This is a genomic window from Bacillus sp. RO2 (assembly GCF_012911845.1).
Taxonomy (GTDB): Bacteria; Bacillota; Bacilli; order Bacillales; family Bacillaceae_I; genus Sutcliffiella_A.
The window spans coordinates 168,827-187,174 of sequence record NZ_JAAXCU010000041.1; the positions used below are offsets into that span (position 1 = coordinate 168,827).

The following is an 18,348-nucleotide window of genomic DNA, read 5'->3' on the forward strand; positions in this document are numbered from 1 at the left end:
CACTACTCTGCATTACTATATAGTTGTACTTAGTATTACAGAATACCTGAATTGAGGGATAGATTTGGAAAATATTACAGAAATGCTGAAGGGAGTTCTGGAGGGTTGTGTGCTGGAGATTATCAGCCGCGGTGAAACGTACGGTTATGAAATCACGCAACAACTGCGGGCACTTGGCTTTACGGATGTGGTGGAAGGCACTGTTTACACCATCACGATGCGTCTAGAGAAAAACAATTTGGTGAACATCGAGAAGAAGCCCTCCACCATGGGACCTCCGAGAAAATTTTACACACTTAACACTGCAGGCAAAGAGCACCTTAAAACGTTTTGGGGGAAATGGGAATTCGTTTCAAGTAAGATCAACGAACTGAAAACGAAAGACTTATCAAAAGGAGAGATACTATGAGCTTTTTAGAAAAGATCATTGGAAGTCTAAACGACAAAAGAGAATGGAAAGAGATGGAGGCGCGCGCAAAAGCACTTCCTACTGAGTACCGCAACGCTTACTATGCAATCCAAAAGTATATGTGGACCGCCGGTGGCCCTACTGACTGGAATGAATACAAACGTATCTTTGATGGCATGCTTGAACTTTTCGAACAAGGTGCAGCAGAAGGAAAAAAAGTAACAGACCTCACCGGAGAAGACGTGGCAGCTTTCTGCGATGAGCTTGTGAAGGACACGGAAACATATAAAGACAAGTATCGGAAGAAGTTGAACGACACGGTGAACGGAGGCTAACGTTGGGCTGAGGGGGCAGGCACGGTGACCCACTGTCGCCTCCCCCTCTTCCATAACTTAAAATTCGAACACTTGACGTAATTCAATCTGTCCTTCCCCATATCCTTGAGGATCCGGCATCCGCATCGCCCACTCGACAGCTTCTTCTTTCGACTTGACATCAATCAAAATGAACCCCGCAACCAAATTATTCGGTTCAGAAAACGGACCCTCCGTCACTACTGGCTCCCCTCCAGGCTCAGGATACGAAATACGCATTCCATTTGAACTTGGATGTAGTCCTTTCGCCATGACTCGCACGCCTGCTTTCACTAGTTCATCGTTATACCTGTCCATTGCTGCATTAAACTCTGGATTCGGGCGGTTTCCTGTTTCTGAATTTGTTGAGGCTTTGACGATTAGCATGAATAACATATAAGTTCTCCCCTTTTTCATGTCCTCGGTACAATAAATCATACCAAATTAAGTTGAAAATAAGTGATGTATTGTTGGTTAGATTTTGCAATTGTCCAAGTTGAACAAATATTTTCATTTTTTGACCGAACCCATGGTTGTTTTTGAAATGATTGACACATATGACAGGTTTACGATTGTCATAATCCAATGTGTAGTAAGATAGTTAAAGGATTGTGAGGAGGAATTAATATGCTGATGATAACGGAAAATGTTAAGGGTAAACGCTATAAGCAATTAATAGACCTATTATCAAAGCATTGTAATCGTTTCGCATTTGTTGAGAATAGACAGATGATGGATATTGAAGAAGAACGTCTTGCCTATGTCGATAATTTGATAATCGATATTAAAGGGCATTTAATCGAAAGGAAAATTCAACGAAAATGGGAAACCACTAAACTTTCTGGTGGTACAGCATACGTTTATTATTTTCAGATGAATAATGCTACAAGGCTATTTTTGAAGGAATATAGCAGTTCTTTTTTTGGTTGGATTAGCCCAGAACTACCAGAAGACTTAATGTTTTATCATAATGATAAATGTATGTTGGCTGGATGTTCACACGAAGGGTTTTTTATGGTTGATGAAACCTTATGGAACAGTTTCTTATTAAGTTAATCAGCCTAAGTTGAACAAAAATAGAAGAAACTCATTTATTATTAAGGTTTCCTTTAATTTTACTTCTTTATCAACATTAAAATATAACAGCGCCTTTCAAATAAAAACATGCTTATCTTTCATCTTTTTTAGACATGGAGTCGCAAAAACAGGCTCGCCTATCTAAGACAGGTTATATTCTCTTAAGCTATTGAATTTTTCATATTTCCAAAACTATTGATTTGTAATATAGTAATGAGATTATCGCACAAATAAAAAGGAGCTAGACGATGGACTTTATTACTATATTAAAAGCAGTCATATTAGGGATTGTCGAAGGTTTGACGGAGTTTGCTCCTGTTTCCTCAACAGGGCATATGATTATTGTGGACGATATGCTGCTGCAATCAAATGAGTTCCTTGGTAAGTATGTAGCCAATACATTTAAAATTGTCATACAGCTTGGGTCCATCCTGGCAGTAGTGGTGATTTTCAGGAACAGATTCATTGAACTGCTCGGGTTAAAGAAATTCCGAGTAGGAGAATCTACCTCGCATGGTTCCAAGCAACTTAAACTTACCCATGTTATGGTGGGGCTGCTTCCCGCAGGTGCCTTGGGACTACTATTCGAAGACTATATTGACGAACACTTATTTTCACTTGAAACTGTTCTGATTGGACTTGTCATCGGAGCTGTTTTGATGATTGCCGCTGACCTATTCGGTCCAAAAGAGCCGAAAATGCAGAGTGTTGATCAAATGACCTATAAGCAGGCTTTTTCCATCGGACTGATTCAGTGCTTATCTTTATGGCCTGGATTTTCAAGATCGGGTTCTACCATTTCTGGAGGAGTCCTCCTCGGAATGAGCCACCGTGCTGCCGCTGATTTTACATTTATTATGGCAGTGCCCATTATGGTTGGAGCGAGTGGACTTTCCTTACTGAAAAATTGGCAGTACTTCACTATCGAAGCTTTACCGTTCTTTGCTGCCGGTTTTATTACATCGTTTATTTTCGCTTTAATTTCTATAAAATTCTTCTTGCAATTAATTAATAAAATCAAGCTTGTGCCATTCGCTGTTTATCGCATTGTGTTGGCTTTCATTATTTATTTGGTTTATTTTTGAGTCGAGGGTAGGCACGCCGACCCACTTTTTATTAAACACATAAAACCACTTCCTGAGTTAGGAAGTGGTTTTTGTTATGTTCCTATTTTAATAATATGGATACGGTTGATATGGGTAAGGTTGATATGGGTAAGGCGGGTATGGATAGTACGGATATGGTCTTGGTCTTGGTGTTAATAAAGCGCCTGCTGCCAATCCCGTTACAAACGGAAACCCAAACCCAAAGCCTGGACGGCCAAATCCTAGACCCGGACGGACACCAAAGCCAGAACCGAATCCACCTAAACCAAAGCCCGGGCGGCCAACGATTCTTCTTTGATCATTATGATTAAAGTTCACTAGACTACACTCCCTCAAGTTATTCCTTACCATCCTATTCAAGGGACATGAGTCTATAAACTTGTACCTAGAAAGATGTGTGAATGCCTAGAGGGTTAATGGGGACAGACCCGCTGACCCATTCTTCTTAAATTATTTTCCTCCAACTCCAAACCGTGGTGCTGAACAATACCAAAGATATAAACAGTAGTATAATGGATGAAACAAAATAACTCTCGATGAAATAGTTAAATCCATACCATTGAGGCAAGAGTAACATAGCAAAAGGAATTGCCCATGCAAAATTAACAGTAGTATCCACATAGTTAATGTAAGCCGTTAAAGCAGCCATAGCTGAAGTTAGTGCCAAAAAAATAGCATATAACTTTAGTACAGCTTTATTTTTCGCTTTAAATGCCATCCCAAAACAAATAATCCAAACAGCTAAGTGCACCAAAGATACAATTAAATTTTCCATTGTTGCTGGGCTTCCTTTAAAAGAATCAATTAAGTTGAACGTTACTCCAAAGGCAATATTAGGGATGGGCAGAATTAAACATGCAAGGACTCTGAATTTCAACGAACGTTACCCTCCTTGTCTTGTGGGGACAGGCACGCCATTGTTAGAAATGACATAATCATCCTCCACTTCCTCTTTTGTGTAATTTTACACTATAAGCGTAATATTTACGATTGGTTTTTTAAAGAGGGAAGAACACTTCTCCATTATTCCTTATCCTAATATACCTTGCGAAAATGGTTGAAAAATCACGAATGCTTTTCAACCCTTAACTCACCATACCGGATTCATTTTTGAACAAACGATTGTTTAAATATTGGTATTTCAACATATTTTAAATCACACAAAAAATACCCAGAGATCCGATCTCTGGGCGGGTTGAAGGGACAGGCCTAGAGATGGTATCTCTGGGCCTGTCCCTTCAACTATGCCAACTTATCACTTTCTGAGTCTATCTTTTCATCAATCCAATAATCAACCCTCAAAAAAGGCACCCCAAAAATCTTCATGTAATGCTCAGCAGTGAGCACCCCTGCCCTTTTCTCTTTTATAATAAAGTGCTCAGATAACGGCAACTTAAATATAGTTTCCCCCACTGCTAAATAAACCCCCGGATCCCCTTTCCCTTCACTCGAAAGAACAAGCGACCCGTCATCCACAGCATCAAGCTGCAAAACCCCTATCATAGACGAATAAGGAAGAGGAAGTGCTATATTCATATAGGTTCTTCCCTCCGTCTCATGCTGAGAATAAATCGCGACAAATACAGTATTGTTTCCAGCCTGACGAACCCAGGCACGGGGATTTTTTCTTCCATCAAGAATTGGATCAACAGCACGGATCTTAAAGGTCATTTCAGTAGGTTTACTCGAGATAGGAAGATTTAATTGTTGCATTTGTGTACTAACCCATTTGTAACACCATGCCAATGGTTTAAACCAAGACGACCATTTTACAGAAGCAACTAGCTGATAACGTTCTGTTTGCTCATAAAAATGAACGATGGCATACGGTAAAGCTTTTACATCTACAAAATCACTTAGATTTTCTACTAATCCTGGTCGTTGTTCTCCTGCTCCTTTTAACTTTCCTCGTATCTGACTCACCGGAAAGTTCCATTTCACTTGTTTGGAAGGCGGTGGCGCCATCACCCAGCCAAGAACTCCTACCAATCCAAAAACCACACAATTAAAAAAGCCATGAAACATCAACATAAAATCAATGCTAACAAACCAACTTCCAAACGCGCTATTGGCCGCATAAAGCAAGGAAAAAACGATGGTGATACCAAGTGCAACGTAGGAGAGCCTTATGAAAAGCGCCTGCAGGTTGGTCGCAAAGCGTGTTCGAAATGCAAGGAATATCAAGCTATAGATGGCAAAAATGTAAACCAATACAGAAATAAATTCTAGTAATGGCCAAAACGTGATGCCAATAGCAACAAGCATCGGACCAGCTAAAATACTCACGACAATAAAAGGATACCAGTTGGAATTGTGCAAACGCCCAAAGAACCCTAACGAAATAGGAAATAAAAAGGCAGAGTAGTGAAAATGAATGGCCGTTAGCCACGTAATCAGCGGACTAAAACCTGTATCAATTCCCGCAATATACGCAAAGAACCATAGTCCCCCTACAAACAAATACATCAACCCGAGATCAATCGAAATTTCTGCCCAATTAGTAAAGCCCCGCTGGAAGAACCGTTTTACCCCGTATAACGCCACAAAAAAAGTAAACATTAGATAGATGAAAGCTAATGCAATTTGCCCTGCGCTGGATGGGACCACTGGTAATAAAAAGACAGCTAGCATCGTCATCCACGTGAAGATAATATGCTTCCGTTTGATTTCCACTATCAGCTGGAGCATGAGAGGAACGAAAATCAATTGTGCAGCGGTCAGCATTAACAAATAGGAGTCAGCTGTGAACAGACTGCTTGCCAGGAAAAAGACGATACCTGCAATGGTTATGGGACTAAAGAGACGCTGCTTTAAATTCGCCTTCATAAGCCATCACCCTCCCGACCATTCGATTTCGTATCTCCACTTGAATCGTAAATACTTCCCGCACATCATCATACCCTTCCTCAACGGCTACCACACCTTCTAATAACCGAGGAATGGGAATTTCGCGTTTACCTACCAGAAACCGTTGGGAGCCAGAGCGAATCTGCATTCGTCCTTCCGGAGTAACGCTCATCTTTAAATCCGAATAAAATAAGTGCGGCTCCCCTAAGTAATCCTTCACCACTTTCCGCTTCGGATCCATTGTCATGTACGCGTTAAAATTGCGAGAAATCTTTTCAAAATAAAAGGTTCGTTCCCAATATATCTCGGCTTCACCGGACGGCAATGATCGACAGGTATTTTTAATCGTAAACGGCACATCTCTCCCGCTTTCGGGGAAAAGAAATTGCCAACGAGCTGATAAGGTTAAAAAGGGTTTTAGCCAGGGTGAACCTGCTCTCACTTTTAACATCGTTCCAACACCATAAAACGGTTTTCCCATTGGGAGTGCATAACGATCCTGCAGTTTTGGGTGAAGCCGCTGAAAATCCTCCCCCAATAGTTCTTGATAGATGGTCATTTTGAATCGCCCTTTCTTGTGCGCTTACAACTTGTTGCCGTCGGTACATCCTTTGCTAGTAAATAACCAATGATGGAAAGGACCCAAAGACTAGCATTAAACGTAACCGGATTAAACGGATGTGGTGCCATCGATGGACTAGCAATTAGGGCACTGGCGGTCAATATAGGAAAAACCAGAATCTGCAAAGCAAATAAATGTCTTTTTTTACGATAAAAAAGCCACAGAGCTGCAAATAAGATTTCTAAAAACCCTATGATCTCCACAGCTTGTACCGCAGCAGCTCCTTCTATGGAACTTAAACTAGAAAACATGGACACTTCCTCCGGATGTTTAGCCAGCAATTTCGGGACAAGTCCTTGATAAAACCAAACAAAGAAAAACAGCATAGTAATTAGCGTGGTGCTAAAGAAACGCACATACTGTGTTCGCGGCGTTTCCCCCTTTTCTACCCAACGCTTCAGCACATCAAAGCTAAGAGCTGTGGCCCACCCCATAACAGGACGGAAAAATAGATCTAAAAGCCGGCCAATCACTCCATAACGCACCTCATAGTCATACTGGGTCAAAAAAGTAATTCCTTTATCGGTCGGTATGTATCGCCAATAGCCTTTCCCTTCTGAAATGGGAGAAATCTTTTGATCCGTACCAAAATGAAGAGAAGACGTTTTCGACCCATCCTTCTTATCATGTGTACCGATGCTTTTCCCCCAACCGGCAACTTTCAGCCCACCCCCAATTTTCGTTTCATATAAAAAGGACTGCGGGCTATCCTCTGATTCCTTCGGTAAATAGGTAATAGAAGAAAAACGTAAATCCCACTGCTCATGCAATGTAGGAGTCTGAGTTTTCTCCCAGATGTCATCTATACTAGACTCAATTGGAATTTCTACATAAATCGGCTTCTTTATCATCATGTCACCTCTATTAATAAAATAACATAGGTTAACGAGGGAAATGGGAGAATAATAGAGATTCACGTAAATAAGCGTTTATCCTTGTTCAAGAGTCAGAAAGTAAAGTTAGAAATCATCTTTCCTAGTTGCTCCATTTTGTTGCTTGCTTACACTTGTACCTTTTCCCTGTCACCTTCGACTTTTTTTCGGTCAGCTTCTACATTTCCCGAGTTACCTTCTACATTTCCCAAACCTGCTTCTACCTTTCCACGCAAACGTTCTACAATTTTACGAAAAAAAGAGGTTTCTACCGCTCTGCTCAAGCGAAAGAAACCTCCCTTTGGGTCTAGGGGACAGGCACACTGACCCACTATCATTTATTATTCTTTCACATCAACCCTTTTCGCATGACCTTTAGCGGGATAGGAGTGATCCAATCCACCGTCAATCCAAATTGCCACTTCATCTCCTACTTTTACATCAACTGATTTATCAAAACTCAAATAAATCAGCGAGATTCTTTCTTCATCTAATTCTTGAATTGTTTTTTTACTAACCTCAGCGTACTCACTTCTAGTTACATCCTCTGCCACTAACATTCTTCCGTCTTTCACCTCAAGAATCAAGGCATTGATAATCAAACTTGGATCTGTTTTTTCTTCTATTGATGTACAACCAACCAAAACAACAAATAAAATTATGAATAAAACACGCTTGCTAAAGTCCCGAAAAAGCTTCATTGTAGCTTCTTCCGATTTTCATAAATTAGAGCTTCGAGCATCCGTAATCGCTTTTCTAATGCGGAAATAAAAACTCCAATAAACAGAAAGATGATTCCACCCATTATAAAAGCGTAACTCCTGACAGTACGTTCTACAAAGATATAATCCATTCCTCCGGAAGATTCCCCACTATACACCCAAGATTGTAACAACCCATATACAAGGAAAACCAAGCCCAACAAAATAGCTACAATCTTGAACCATTTGAAATCGTTCATTTAACCTCTCCTCCAAACATTTCACGGAGACAGGCACAAGCCCATTTTACCTCTCATCTCATTTTTCTCGTTCCAAAATATGCCCGATAACTATACACAACATCATTAATCCCACAAATAATCCATTATCAGTACTTTCCATATTTAAGAACCGCGGTCCGACTAAATAATTGAAAATGAAAATAGCAATTGCCATAAATAACAGCACTTTATATATCATCCATACACCCTCTTACTTCGCTTAATAATTGTGTTCAGCTATTTTGAAAATAAAAGACAATCTGAAAAGCTGCAAGCAAAACTAAACTTTGAATAAACGTAACGGATATGTCTCTTTTCCAAGTGTTTTTGTGCTTATAGCTTCCAGGAAACCTCTTGAAAACAAGGAGTAATGCCCACCAAAATAAAAATCCAAAAATCAAAGCACTTAAATTCTCGTACAACAAATTGATTCCCCCTCTTTCGCCAAGTACCTCTTCTCGAAAAATCTCTTTACTTATAATTTAACATATATATCCATATTTTTTTAGAAATATTATACTTTTCAAACCAATTATAAAAAGTCATGTTAAAATATTCCTAATTCTTTTAAAGGAGCGATCTCCATGAAATTTGTACATATATTCGGCCCCCAAGCAGTCGGGAAAATGACGGTTGGCCAAGAGTTAGAGAAAATAACGGATTTAAAGCTTTTTCATAACCATATGACGATTGACTTGGTTGGGCATTTTTTTGACTACAGCACAAAGGAAGCAAAGCGGTTAGTGAATTTGTTTAGGCAGGAGATTTTTGAAGAGGTTTCAAAAAGCGACCTGTATGGCATGATTTTCACTTATGTTTGGATGTTTGATAAGGAGTCAGATTGGGAGTATGTGAAGAACCTCACCCAGTTGTTTGAGTCCAGAGGTGCGACAGTTTACTATGTCGAATTGGAAGCAGATCTAGACGAGCGGCTGGAGCGAAATAAAACGCCAAACCGCCTGGAGCACAAGCCGAAAAAGCGAGATTTGGAGTGGTCGGAGAACGATTTGTTGGAGACGTTGGAGAAGCATCGGTTGAACTCATTGGATGGAGAGATACCATTTGAGAATTACATTAAGATTGATAATACGAATAGGAGCGCGGAGGATGTCGCAAGGGCTATTAAGAATCGCTTCGATTTTTAAGGGTTCGAGGCCTCCCCTCCTCCTTATCCCTCTATGTCCTTCCCCTATAATTCAAAAAAACTGTAATAAATTCAACGTAAACCGCCATACTAAAAGATTAGAGAGAACTACTTTTTTAGAAAAAGTATTCAGGATATGGAGGTTTCACAATGACTAGCGCAATAGAAGCCATAGCAGCCATCATTAAAAATTTCACAGATGAAGAGCCTAAATTCCCTTTACATGTTGGCGAAGTTATGGATCTTTGGACAGCTTTTACAGCTTTTAAGGAAGCGCATACTCTTTATCAGATTGCACTCAACACTACCACTGACACTGACTTGAAGCCCGTTTTGGAAGAGGCGCTGGAAGGCAGCTTCGCTGATACGAAAAAGATAGAGGAATTCCTGATTAAAGAAGGAGTGCCACTGCCCCTTATTTATCCAAATAAACCAGCCTCCGAACCAAGTGCTGTTCCCGAGGGTGTTAGATTAACCGATGATGAGATTGCCAATCTTATTTCTGTAAAAGTTGCGGCCTCCGTAACCTTCTGTGCCCAAGCTATGTCAAAAACAGTTCGAACCGATGTGGGGCTTTTGTTTTTTTCCATACAGGTTAATTTAATGAAATTTGCTGCACCACTGAAAAATTTAATGAAAGCCAGAGGTTGGTTAAGAGTGCCACCACCATATAATCCACCTGGGGCTCCCCATCCACCTAATTAAATGCACAATTGCCCAGAGATCTTATTCCTTGGGCATTTTTTTAGACATTGCTTTCACTATAAGGAAATGAGGACTTGTCATGAGATAGTGATAAGCCTTTTCTTTAATGTCTCTCATTTTCTCGTGAGGCTTTGGTTCCATCAGTTTATCGAGCATGAAAAATTGAGTAGTTTGATTGACGATATCCTCCATCGGCCTCCTGTAAAAACTGACTTCAATTGTGATGGTCGGCTTTTGCCAAGTATCTGTTAGTAGCTGTGTTTCGAAGTAATCTTTACACTGGAAGTTCGTATAGTCCATGAACGGATGGTGAACCGAAAATAAAAAGGTCCCGCCTTGTTTCAAAACACGGCTAAATTCCTTGAATGTCGAGGTCCAATTCTTCAAATAGTGAAGCGTAAGGGAGCTGACAATCACATCAAAGGAATCATCCTCAAACGGCAGTGGCTCTTGGAGATCGCGGCAAAGAAACGTCGCATCGTCCCCCACCCTCTCTTTTGCCGCTTTTATCATGTCCGGACTTAGGTCAATTCCCGTAACTTCGGCACCGCGATGCACCAATTGAGCACTGTACCAGCCAGCCGAGCAACCGGCATCCAACACTTTTTTACCTTTCAAGTCAGCCGGCAAAGCAGCCATCATTGCCGGCCGTTCGTAGTAAGCGTTATAAAGACTTCCTTCGTCCGTGTCATTTTGGTAGGTTTGGGCTAGTTTGTTGTAGGTTTCTTTTGTGAGGTCGTTCATTTTTTGCCTCCTTCATTATTCATTCTGGAGTATCCAATAACATTAATGCTTCAAACAAATCTTTTTGCAATCTTTCTTCTGCACTCACATAAAACACCAATACGTTATTTAACCCATAAATTTGGTGATCTATCAGTTCCATTGTTGCAGTTTTCTCCTCAAATTCTACAACCGCCTCTGCTCTCTCTTTTGAGGTTGAAAAAACATATATTGATATCAAGTTACCATCTAGCAGGTACACGTCGGGTGTAACACCTTTTAGCACTTGAGTAAAAACGTTATTCGTTGGGTATTTTTTAGATTTCTCTAATATAAAACCTTGCTCTGTTAATACTTCTACCACTTCTCCTTCGCTTATTGGGTCCTCCACTGTTTTTTGAGCTGAGCAGGCAGCTAAGATAGCTAGGAGACCTACAAAAATGAACAGTTTCTTAAACATTATTGTTTTCCTCTTCATGATATTTGTCATAATCCTTCCTAAAAGCTTCTTTAAAATTGCTAATATTCGTTTCACTCGAGACAATATCAAGTACATCCGAGCTTGCATATAAAAGGTATGCTTCATTATAAAAGCAAATATGTAACGACCTTTGATGCCCTCTCATTAGCGCAACTATGTATCGGTATAAACTTTCCGTGGTTAAATCTGTGATGGTCGTATAAACACATGTACAGTCTAAATCATCACTCCAGAACCGATTTTCTCTCCAATTTGTGATGGAAAACCTTCTCCCTAAATGAAGGATTTCTTTTTGCTTGAACCTATCCGACTCATAGCCAGAAAGAAAGGTGCAATCCACCCTTGATCGTTTTTCTAGCTTCAGACTTTTAAAAATTCTCTTAAGCGTTCCTGGAGTCTCTTCAAGCACCGTCCATAAAAACCGTATTCTTTGACTATCATTCACTTGAAAGTAAGGTGGCTCTGGGTTGGTTATATCTATATCTTTAAACATTTTTAGTTGCATTCAGTTCACCGTTCTAATGTTTTAGTATTATTTTACCAGTATCTCGTGTCTTTTGTGAAACTAAATTGCCGAAGGACCGTAGAAGCTAGTAGACAATCTGCCACTTGTAAGAGGATTTAAAGTGATATTTTGACGGAGGTAAGCAAATGGATAATAAGGTTTTTAAAATTAGAAAAGCAACTTTATCAGATACAAAAGGGATAGCTAGAGTACACGTTGAAAGTTGGAAAACTACATATGCCAAAATTGTACCGGATGAATACTTGAACAATTTAACTTATGAAAGCCGGGAACAAATATGGATAAACAGCATTCCTATCGGAGGAGTATATGTAGCAGAAGATAATGGAGGGGAAATAGTTGGTTTTTCATCCGGCGGGAAAGAACGAAGTGGTAAGTATGATGGTTATGATGGGGAATTATACGCCATCTATATTTTAAAGGAGTATCAGGGCCAAGGGGTTGGAAAAGCACTTGTTCAACCAATCGTTGACGAAATCATAGGAATGGGATTATCCACCATGCTTGTTCTAGTTTTAAAAGATAATGAGTCGCGTTTGTTTTATGAAGCGCTAGGCGGCAAGAAATTAGATGAACTTGAAGTTCAGATTGCTGGAAAGAAACTTAGTGAAGTTGTTTATGGTTGGGAGAATCTTAAGGAAGAATTTTAGGAGTTTAAGGGACAGGGACGCCGACCTACCAAGGGTAATCGTGCCTGTCCCTTTACCCCACGTGTTAATTGACTAAAAATTTAGTTAATATTTTTATTCGCAATGTTCATTTTTATTTTTATGCAGGGGAGGCGGAATGAGCCATCCCTTCTCTTTATTCAATCTTAAAGCTTTTGCTCCCAGTTGAGCTTTTTGCATATGAAATTGTCCGAACATCATTGCGATATCTTCACGGATACTTTGGCCCATAGCTGTGCTACATGCTACTAATCCAGAAGCAACATTAGCCGATAATGCTGCTGCAATGGCAGGGTCCGGCATGCGAGCTCCTACTGGAATGTCGTCTAAACACGCATGAGGTGGTTCAGGTGGAGTTGGTGGTAAGCCGATTCCATTTTCCTTGAGAAGTGTTTCGATCTGTTTGATTTCTTCTTGTCCACCTTCTATGCTATCCTTCAAGAGTTTCTTAAGGTCTTCATCTCCTGCATGATTTAGTTGCATCTGATATCCCGCGATTGTGCTTTTTGCTGTTAACAAGTAGTTCCAAGTTCCAAATACTTCACCATAATGCATTGGTTCATCTTGTGGATTTCCACTTAATATACCCATAACCATCCTCCTAAAAATATGCATACTGCGCCACCTTTCAAGTTTGTAGCACAATAAATATACTCCCCTGGACGACTAATAAAGATGTATTATAATTATAACAATTTGAACGGAACTAAAACTGAGGATAGAACATCAATTCAGTCTTGATAAGCCTTTCATTTTTATCGATATAAAAAGTGCCGTCTTTTTGTACTTCAGAGATTGAGTTAATTCCGAATGACCGAAATTGCAGGTCTATCCACTCCGCGTTTAAGTTTAGCTTTTCTAAGTTCGATACATTTAATTTTCCGTCATTTATTACCTCTGTAGCAATAGGGTAAACATGGGGTTTGGATATCTGTTTCCCACCATCGATATTTTGTTAGAGGTTGCTCTGATTCCTTTTTCAAGACAGATAGTTGGCCAACTGTTTCAAAAATCGTGTAATCTACATCTTTCATGGAAAATACATTTTTTGTCTTAATAAAGCTTTTAAGGCATCAATGTCTAAACGAGCTTTTTTCAACTCATTTTTCATGATTAATAAGTGTTTATTTCAGTATCCTAATGTTAAAAAGAAGCGAAATAGAGCCACTGGCTTGTTCATGCTGGCCAATAGCTCCGTTAAAAGAATTTAGTTAGGATTCATGGGCGTCCCATGTATATATCCAGGTGCAGGTTCTAATATAGGTGCCTGGCCTGCTGGCTTTGGATCTTCAACATAGGTGAATTCACCCTTCCCATCTATGGATGGCCCACTTGCCCAACGCCCAAGCTTACTTTCGGTCCCTTGAGAGCAATTGAGGAATTGATGCGATACATCCTGCAATTCATATTCTTTGTTGAACGTAGAAGGTACAACAAACCCCTCTTTTTGTTGAAGTTCTTCGATCGCAGCTGCCCACTGATTTTGGTGCATTGTATCTCTTGCTATCAGGAAAGACAGCATATCTCTTACTCCAGGATCGTCTGTCATTTCATAAAGCCGGCAGACCTGTAGTCTTCCCTGTGTTTCTGCATTTAAATTAGCACGAAAATCGGCAAGTAGATTCCCACTTGCTACTGTATATCTTGCAGTCCAAGGATACCCAACACTATCATTAGGACTAGCACCCAATCCGTTAACTATTGCATGTTGAGGATTCATTCCACCCATAATGCTTTTAATAACAGGATCTTTAGCCGCTTCTTCTTGCTCTTCCAAAGGCGCTTTGTCCAGGAGCTGAGCTATCATGGTAGCTAGCATCTCTACGTGCGCGATTTCTTCTGTTCCAATGTCCAGGAGCATATCTCTATATTTTTGTTCCCCTCGGCAGTTCCATCCTTGGAAAAGATATTGCATCATGACGGAAATTTCGCCATATTGTCCACCTAGAACTTCTTGAAGTTTTTTTGCATAAACTGGGTCAGGTCTATCTGGCTTTGCTCTATATTGAAGTTCTTTTACATGAAAAAACACCATAACACTTCCTTCTGAAAAAATTTCGTACGTGCTTATCCTAACCTATAGGATAGAAGCTATACCTGTGCTAAAGAAAGTGAATATGTTGGTTGGAGGCAAGTCTGGCTCATTCACCATTATTATCAAAATTTTGCTTTTTTTTCATTTTCAAACGTACTTTTAGAGAGATAGCCTTATTCATAAAGGGTAAAAATCGGATGAGGGCCCGATTTTATACACCCCCACTTTCCTTCACATAACCATTAAGTACTCCCTGATCAATAAAAGGCATGACTGGAATGATTTCTTTTAATCCTTTTTCTGAAATAGCTTTTAGTGCAAGTTCATTCAACACTTCTTTATTGATAAATGGGCAGAGCGGAACAATAGAACGGATTCCTTCTTTTTCAAAACCTTGCTTTGCAAGTGAAGTTAGCACTTCTTGTTTTAGAAATGGAGCAATCACGCTTATTTGCTTCAAACCTTGTGCATCATATTCTCTTTCTGCAAAGAGTCCCAGCTTGTCCCGGCTTATGAACGGGGCAATTGGGGCGATGGATTTAATCCCCTGATGGCTCACTGATTTTTCCGCGAATTCATCCAGTAGTTCACGACTTACAAATGGGGCAATGCCTGCTAATGGTTTTATTCCTTCTTCATCAAATTTCTTTTTGGCACAATCATCAAGCAGATCTTGACTGATAAACGGTGCAAATGTCGCCAAATCTTTCATGGTGAAAGTATCTGATAGACTTTTAAAAACTCCATCTGCTTTTTGGGAATCAAGGAGCGGTGCCACATTGGAAAACTCCTCAGCAGAAGCTTTATAATTCTTCTCTTCCCCAGCTATAATCTGCTGAATCAGAGCACTTCCTTTTTCATGATTCAAAAGTTCATCAATACTTACCTCTAAGATGGTCGCAAGTTCAGGTAGCTTTGCAATATCTGGCATCGTCTCGCCACGCTCCCAATTACTCACCGCCTGATAACTCACCCCTAGTTGATCCGCCAAATTCATCTGCGTCAACTTCTTCTCTTTACGCCAATTGACAATCTGCACTCCAATTCTCCTCATATCAAACACTTCCATCACCTCTTTGCTTTTGATAGTTCAATTGTAAGATTTTTCTGCCAATATGTATATCAAGTGGTGCTTGAGTTGATTCCATTCTGTTAAAAAGAAAACCAAGTCCATCATCACAGACTTGGTTTCTTCTCACTATTTAGATTTCAATCCATTAACACACAAATGGGTCAAGGAATCTGTCCCCACACTACAAATCTCCAAATAATGCATTGCCCTAGTACACGCTGTATAAAACACCCTTCTCAAGCTCTCATCGCCATACACTTCATCTGACGCATTATAAATAATGACGGCATCAAACTCGATGCCCTTGGACAAGTAAGACGGCACAACGACCACGCCTTGTTCATACTCCATCGAGTTCATTTTCAACAGCTTCAAATTATCAACCCTTGGAGAGAGTGCTTCAAACGCACTCCCACTTTCTTCACTCGACTTGCAAATGATGGCTATGCTGTGATAACCTCGAGCCTTTAACTCCTCCACCCTCTCCGCGATCGTAGCATGCAAGCTTTCAAAATCATCCACTTCCGTCACCACCGGCTCCTCGCCGTCTCGGTCAAACGGGATTATTTTATCTCCATTTGAAACAAGTTTTCTCGTAAACTCGATAATTGGTCGGGTAGATCGGTAACTCCGCGTAATATTGATGATCTCCGTTTTCTCCGGTCCATAAAGCTTCTTTAGCACATCAAAGTTAACCGCTTCACTTGCATGGGCAAAGATCGCCTGGTTAAAGTCACCAAGAACGGTCATTCTGGCTGCAGGGAAAAGGCGCTTCATAAACTCAAATTGAAACGGAGAATAATCCTGCGCTTCGTCCACCACAATATGCTTGATGGAACTGTTGATTTGAAAGCCAAGAATCAATTCTTTTAAGAGTAAAAAAGGCGTCGCATCCTCATACCACAGTTTATCTGCACTCAGCGCTTCATTGGTACCCTGGCAGATTGCCGGCCACTCTTCAGGCGGCTCCCCTTCCAGCCACTGCCTAACCCTAGCTGACTCCGCAAAAATCTGCTGATATAGACTTTTGAAATCGATAAATTGGTAGCTGCGAACACGTTGTCGCAAAGGCTTCATCTTCTTGTGCACCAGCAAACGCGCAAGTGCCCTTGGATCTACTTCATAATCCGCAACCTCTTCCCTCTCAAAGCCTTTCTTTTTCGCCAAAAACGCCCGTACTTCATGGTATTCTTCGTTACTAAGAAGCTCCATCTCCTCTTGAACCCAGGCTTTATCACTTTCCGTCTTCTGAATGAATTTCAACTCTTTAATCAGCCATTCCTTCAACTTTTCCAGTCGGTTGGACAAGCTAAGGGACGTTTCATGCTGATAAAATCGATCCGAAATTTGCTGAGCCGTTACAATCGTTTCGCCTCTAAAAGTGATGTCCTTAAACGTCATTCCTTCCGCGGCTAACGAATCAATATAAGATTGGATGGCCTCATAAAAACGAAGGGACGCCTTAAATTTTATACCAGCAAGCCTTGCGCTATAGCCAGGCGAACCATTCTCCGTCAATACATATTCCAACTGTTCATAAGGATTTTCCACCTGGAACGCTTTAGAAAGACGGTGATCGAGATACTCTTGAAAGGTAACCTGTTCCATGCTTTCCTCACCAAGCTCTGGCAAGACATTGGACACATAGCTCTTGAACATGGAATTCGGGGAAAATAAAAGGATTTGGTCGGCATCCAGGTTATCTCTATATTTATAAAGCAAATAGGCAATCCGTTGCAGAGCCGCTGATGTCTTTCCGCTACCTGCCGCACCATGGACAATTAAGAGTCTACCGCTGTCATGTCGGATAATCCGATTCTGCTCTTGCTGAATAGTGGCGACGATATTATGCATGTAGTTATCTGCAGTCGCTTTACCAAGTACCTTTTGTAAAATTTCATCCCCAATGGTGAGACTTGTATCAAACATGGACTCCAGATCACCGTTTCGGATTAAGTACTGCCACTTTTTTTCTAAGGTTCCCTCTATTTCTCCGCCGGGAGTTGTGTACTTCGCCCGACCCGGTTGGTAATCATAGTAGACGCTTGAAATCGGTGCCCGCCAATCATAAATCAGGAATTCCTCCCCACTTTGATCCATAAGGGCTGAGATCCCAATATAGATTTGCTCTTCTTCCATTGTTTCGTCCTCTTTAAAATCAATCCGGCCGAAATAAGGAATATCTTGCATTTTACGGAGCGTAATTAACCGTTTCGAGGAATGCCTATGCGAGCTCTGGCTCACTGACAACGCTTGCGCCTCCTGCCTCAAGCCAATGATTGTTTCCAAATAATCATCAAAAGAATCCGTACTAACCTTAACTTCATCCCAAAAGTGTTTGCGAATATGAATGACTTCATCTTTACGTCTGGAAGTTTCCTTTTCAAGCTTCCCGATCTCCTTTGTAATGGTCTCCATCACATCGTCTACACGTTCTTGCTCCAACTGAAATTCGGTACTCATGCAAACACTCCTTTGGGCCTTGGGTAATGGGACCTGACCCATTTTTTCTGTGAAACCATTTTACTAGTATATTTCATGAAAGATGTTATAAACATCTACTTAGGTTCGTATAGACATTTTTCAAGTTTTATTCTCCGCTCTTAATTCCCCCTTATAACAAAGAATATTCTCTTTATAACTAATTAATCCTTTTATCAATTTTCATACTATTATTCTAATCACTCTAACTCTGCTTACTTTTACTTACACTTTCTTATCTAATA

General features: G+C 40.4%; 25 protein-coding genes. 7 read left to right on the forward strand and 18 right to left on the reverse strand.

Translation table 11 applies throughout. The features are described 5' to 3' along the window. The first annotated feature begins 64 nt into the window (after positions 1–64). Positions 65–409, forward strand: a complete 345-nt coding sequence (locus HF078_RS10915) for a PadR family transcriptional regulator (RefSeq protein WP_169291182.1) — start codon at positions 65–67, stop codon at positions 407–409. Further along, positions 406–744 carry a DUF1048 domain-containing protein gene (locus HF078_RS10920; RefSeq protein ID WP_169291183.1) on the forward strand — a complete coding sequence of 113 codons (339 nt, stop codon included), beginning with the start codon at positions 406–408 and terminating at the stop codon, positions 742–744. The genes HF078_RS10915 and HF078_RS10920 overlap by 4 nt, the downstream gene beginning before the upstream one ends. Positions 745–801: 57 nt before the next feature. Here HF078_RS10920 and HF078_RS10925 read toward each other — a convergent pair whose 3' ends face one another. Next, on the reverse strand, positions 802–1,158 hold the full coding sequence (locus tag HF078_RS10925) for a YciI family protein (RefSeq protein ID WP_169291184.1): 357 nt from the start codon (positions 1,156–1,158) through the stop codon (positions 802–804). Between the two features lie 231 nt (positions 1,159–1,389). On the opposite strand from HF078_RS10925, the gene HF078_RS10930 reads away from it, so the two are divergent. Together HF078_RS10930 and HF078_RS10935 are read left to right on the forward strand one after the other, a co-directional pair. Beyond that, positions 1,390–1,818: a stage III sporulation protein AH gene (locus tag HF078_RS10930; protein ID WP_240951722.1), complete on the forward strand. Its 429-nt coding sequence runs from the start codon at positions 1,390–1,392 to the stop codon at positions 1,816–1,818. Between the two features lie 269 nt (positions 1,819–2,087). After that, the gene (locus tag HF078_RS10935) at positions 2,088–2,924 is read left to right on the forward strand and encodes an undecaprenyl-diphosphate phosphatase (protein WP_169291185.1); all 837 of its coding nucleotides are present in this window, start codon (positions 2,088–2,090) and stop codon (positions 2,922–2,924) included. Positions 2,925–3,011: 87 nt separating this feature from the next. Here HF078_RS10935 and HF078_RS10940 read toward each other — a convergent pair whose 3' ends face one another. The 8 genes from HF078_RS10940 to HF078_RS10975 all read right to left on the reverse strand — a co-directional run bounded on the left by HF078_RS10940 (position 3,012) and on the right by HF078_RS10975 (position 8,247). Next, entirely contained in the window at positions 3,012–3,263 is a 252-nt protein-coding gene (locus HF078_RS10940; RefSeq protein WP_169291186.1) for a spore coat protein, read from the reverse strand. A gap of 127 nt (positions 3,264–3,390) precedes the next feature. Then, the gene (locus tag HF078_RS10945) at positions 3,391–3,822 is read right to left on the reverse strand and encodes a hypothetical protein (protein WP_169291187.1); all 432 of its coding nucleotides are present in this window, start codon (positions 3,820–3,822) and stop codon (positions 3,391–3,393) included. 365 nt (positions 3,823–4,187) lie between these two features. Continuing rightward, entirely contained in the window at positions 4,188–5,771 is a 1,584-nt protein-coding gene (locus HF078_RS10950) for a YndJ family protein (RefSeq protein WP_169291188.1), read from the reverse strand. Further along, positions 5,740–6,351, reverse strand: coding sequence for a DUF4166 domain-containing protein (locus HF078_RS10955; RefSeq protein ID WP_169291189.1), 612 nt, complete (start codon positions 6,349–6,351; stop codon positions 5,740–5,742). The genes HF078_RS10950 and HF078_RS10955 overlap by 32 nt, the downstream gene beginning before the upstream one ends. Next, positions 6,348–7,265, reverse strand: coding sequence for a DoxX-like family protein (locus tag HF078_RS10960; protein ID WP_169291227.1), 918 nt, complete (start codon positions 7,263–7,265; stop codon positions 6,348–6,350). Before HF078_RS10960 ends, HF078_RS10955 begins: the two co-directional genes overlap by 4 nt. Positions 7,266–7,414: 149 nt before the next feature. Next, complete coding sequence (locus HF078_RS10965) at positions 7,415–7,570, reverse strand: hypothetical protein (RefSeq protein WP_169291190.1); 156 nt, start codon at positions 7,568–7,570, stop codon at positions 7,415–7,417. A gap of 57 nt (positions 7,571–7,627) precedes the next feature. Further along, positions 7,628–7,987, reverse strand: a complete 360-nt coding sequence (locus HF078_RS10970) for a DUF3221 domain-containing protein (RefSeq protein WP_169291191.1) — start codon at positions 7,985–7,987, stop codon at positions 7,628–7,630. Continuing rightward, positions 7,984–8,247, reverse strand: a complete 264-nt coding sequence (locus HF078_RS10975) for a hypothetical protein (protein ID WP_169291192.1) — start codon at positions 8,245–8,247, stop codon at positions 7,984–7,986. Before HF078_RS10975 ends, HF078_RS10970 begins: the two co-directional genes overlap by 4 nt. A gap of 605 nt (positions 8,248–8,852) precedes the next feature. On the opposite strand from HF078_RS10975, the gene HF078_RS10980 reads away from it, so the two are divergent. Together HF078_RS10980 and HF078_RS10985 are read left to right on the forward strand one after the other, a co-directional pair. Next, the gene (locus tag HF078_RS10980; protein ID WP_169291193.1) at positions 8,853–9,413 is read left to right on the forward strand and encodes an AAA family ATPase; all 561 of its coding nucleotides are present in this window, start codon (positions 8,853–8,855) and stop codon (positions 9,411–9,413) included. Between the two features lie 149 nt (positions 9,414–9,562). After that, positions 9,563–10,117 (forward strand): DUF3231 family protein, encoded by a 555-nt coding sequence (locus HF078_RS10985; protein WP_169291194.1) that lies wholly within the window; start codon positions 9,563–9,565, stop codon positions 10,115–10,117. 21 nt (positions 10,118–10,138) lie between these two features. On the opposite strand, the gene HF078_RS10990 is transcribed toward HF078_RS10985, so the two are convergent. From HF078_RS10990 to HF078_RS11000, 3 genes are read right to left on the reverse strand one after another with little or no spacing between them, the layout of a single operon-like run. Next, positions 10,139–10,861: a class I SAM-dependent methyltransferase gene (locus HF078_RS10990; protein ID WP_169291195.1), complete on the reverse strand. Its 723-nt coding sequence runs from the start codon at positions 10,859–10,861 to the stop codon at positions 10,139–10,141. A 19-nt stretch (positions 10,862–10,880) separates the two neighbouring features. Beyond that, entirely contained in the window at positions 10,881–11,300 is a 420-nt protein-coding gene (locus tag HF078_RS10995; protein WP_169291196.1) for a hypothetical protein, read from the reverse strand. Continuing rightward, positions 11,293–11,826 (reverse strand): hypothetical protein, encoded by a 534-nt coding sequence (locus HF078_RS11000; protein ID WP_169291197.1) that lies wholly within the window; start codon positions 11,824–11,826, stop codon positions 11,293–11,295. The genes HF078_RS10995 and HF078_RS11000 overlap by 8 nt, the downstream gene beginning before the upstream one ends. Before the next feature lie 146 nt (positions 11,827–11,972). On the opposite strand from HF078_RS11000, the gene HF078_RS11005 reads away from it, so the two are divergent. Next, entirely contained in the window at positions 11,973–12,497 is a 525-nt protein-coding gene (locus HF078_RS11005; RefSeq protein ID WP_169291198.1) for a GNAT family N-acetyltransferase, read from the forward strand. A 93-nt stretch (positions 12,498–12,590) separates the two neighbouring features. Here the strand turns inward: HF078_RS11005 and HF078_RS11010 are convergent, their stop codons facing one another. From HF078_RS11010 to helD, 6 genes are all read right to left on the reverse strand, one after another. Beyond that, positions 12,591–13,106 (reverse strand): DUF3231 family protein, encoded by a 516-nt coding sequence (locus tag HF078_RS11010; RefSeq protein ID WP_169291199.1) that lies wholly within the window; start codon positions 13,104–13,106, stop codon positions 12,591–12,593. Between the two features lie 115 nt (positions 13,107–13,221). Beyond that, positions 13,222–13,464 (reverse strand): YetF domain-containing protein, encoded by a 243-nt coding sequence (locus HF078_RS21290; RefSeq protein WP_169291228.1) that lies wholly within the window; start codon positions 13,462–13,464, stop codon positions 13,222–13,224. Further along, positions 13,400–13,573, reverse strand: a complete 174-nt coding sequence (locus tag HF078_RS21295) for a YetF domain-containing protein (protein WP_481748011.1) — start codon at positions 13,571–13,573, stop codon at positions 13,400–13,402. The genes HF078_RS21290 and HF078_RS21295 overlap by 65 nt, the downstream gene beginning before the upstream one ends. A gap of 149 nt (positions 13,574–13,722) precedes the next feature. Beyond that, positions 13,723–14,547 (reverse strand): manganese catalase, encoded by an 825-nt coding sequence (locus HF078_RS11025; RefSeq protein ID WP_169291229.1) that lies wholly within the window; start codon positions 14,545–14,547, stop codon positions 13,723–13,725. Between the two features lie 214 nt (positions 14,548–14,761). Next, entirely contained in the window at positions 14,762–15,604 is an 843-nt protein-coding gene (locus tag HF078_RS11030; protein WP_205831585.1) for a helix-turn-helix domain-containing protein, read from the reverse strand. A 144-nt stretch (positions 15,605–15,748) separates the two neighbouring features. Next, complete coding sequence (gene helD / locus HF078_RS11035; protein WP_169291202.1) at positions 15,749–18,085, reverse strand: RNA polymerase recycling motor HelD; 2,337 nt, start codon at positions 18,083–18,085, stop codon at positions 15,749–15,751. Between the last annotated feature and the right edge of the window lie 263 nt (positions 18,086–18,348).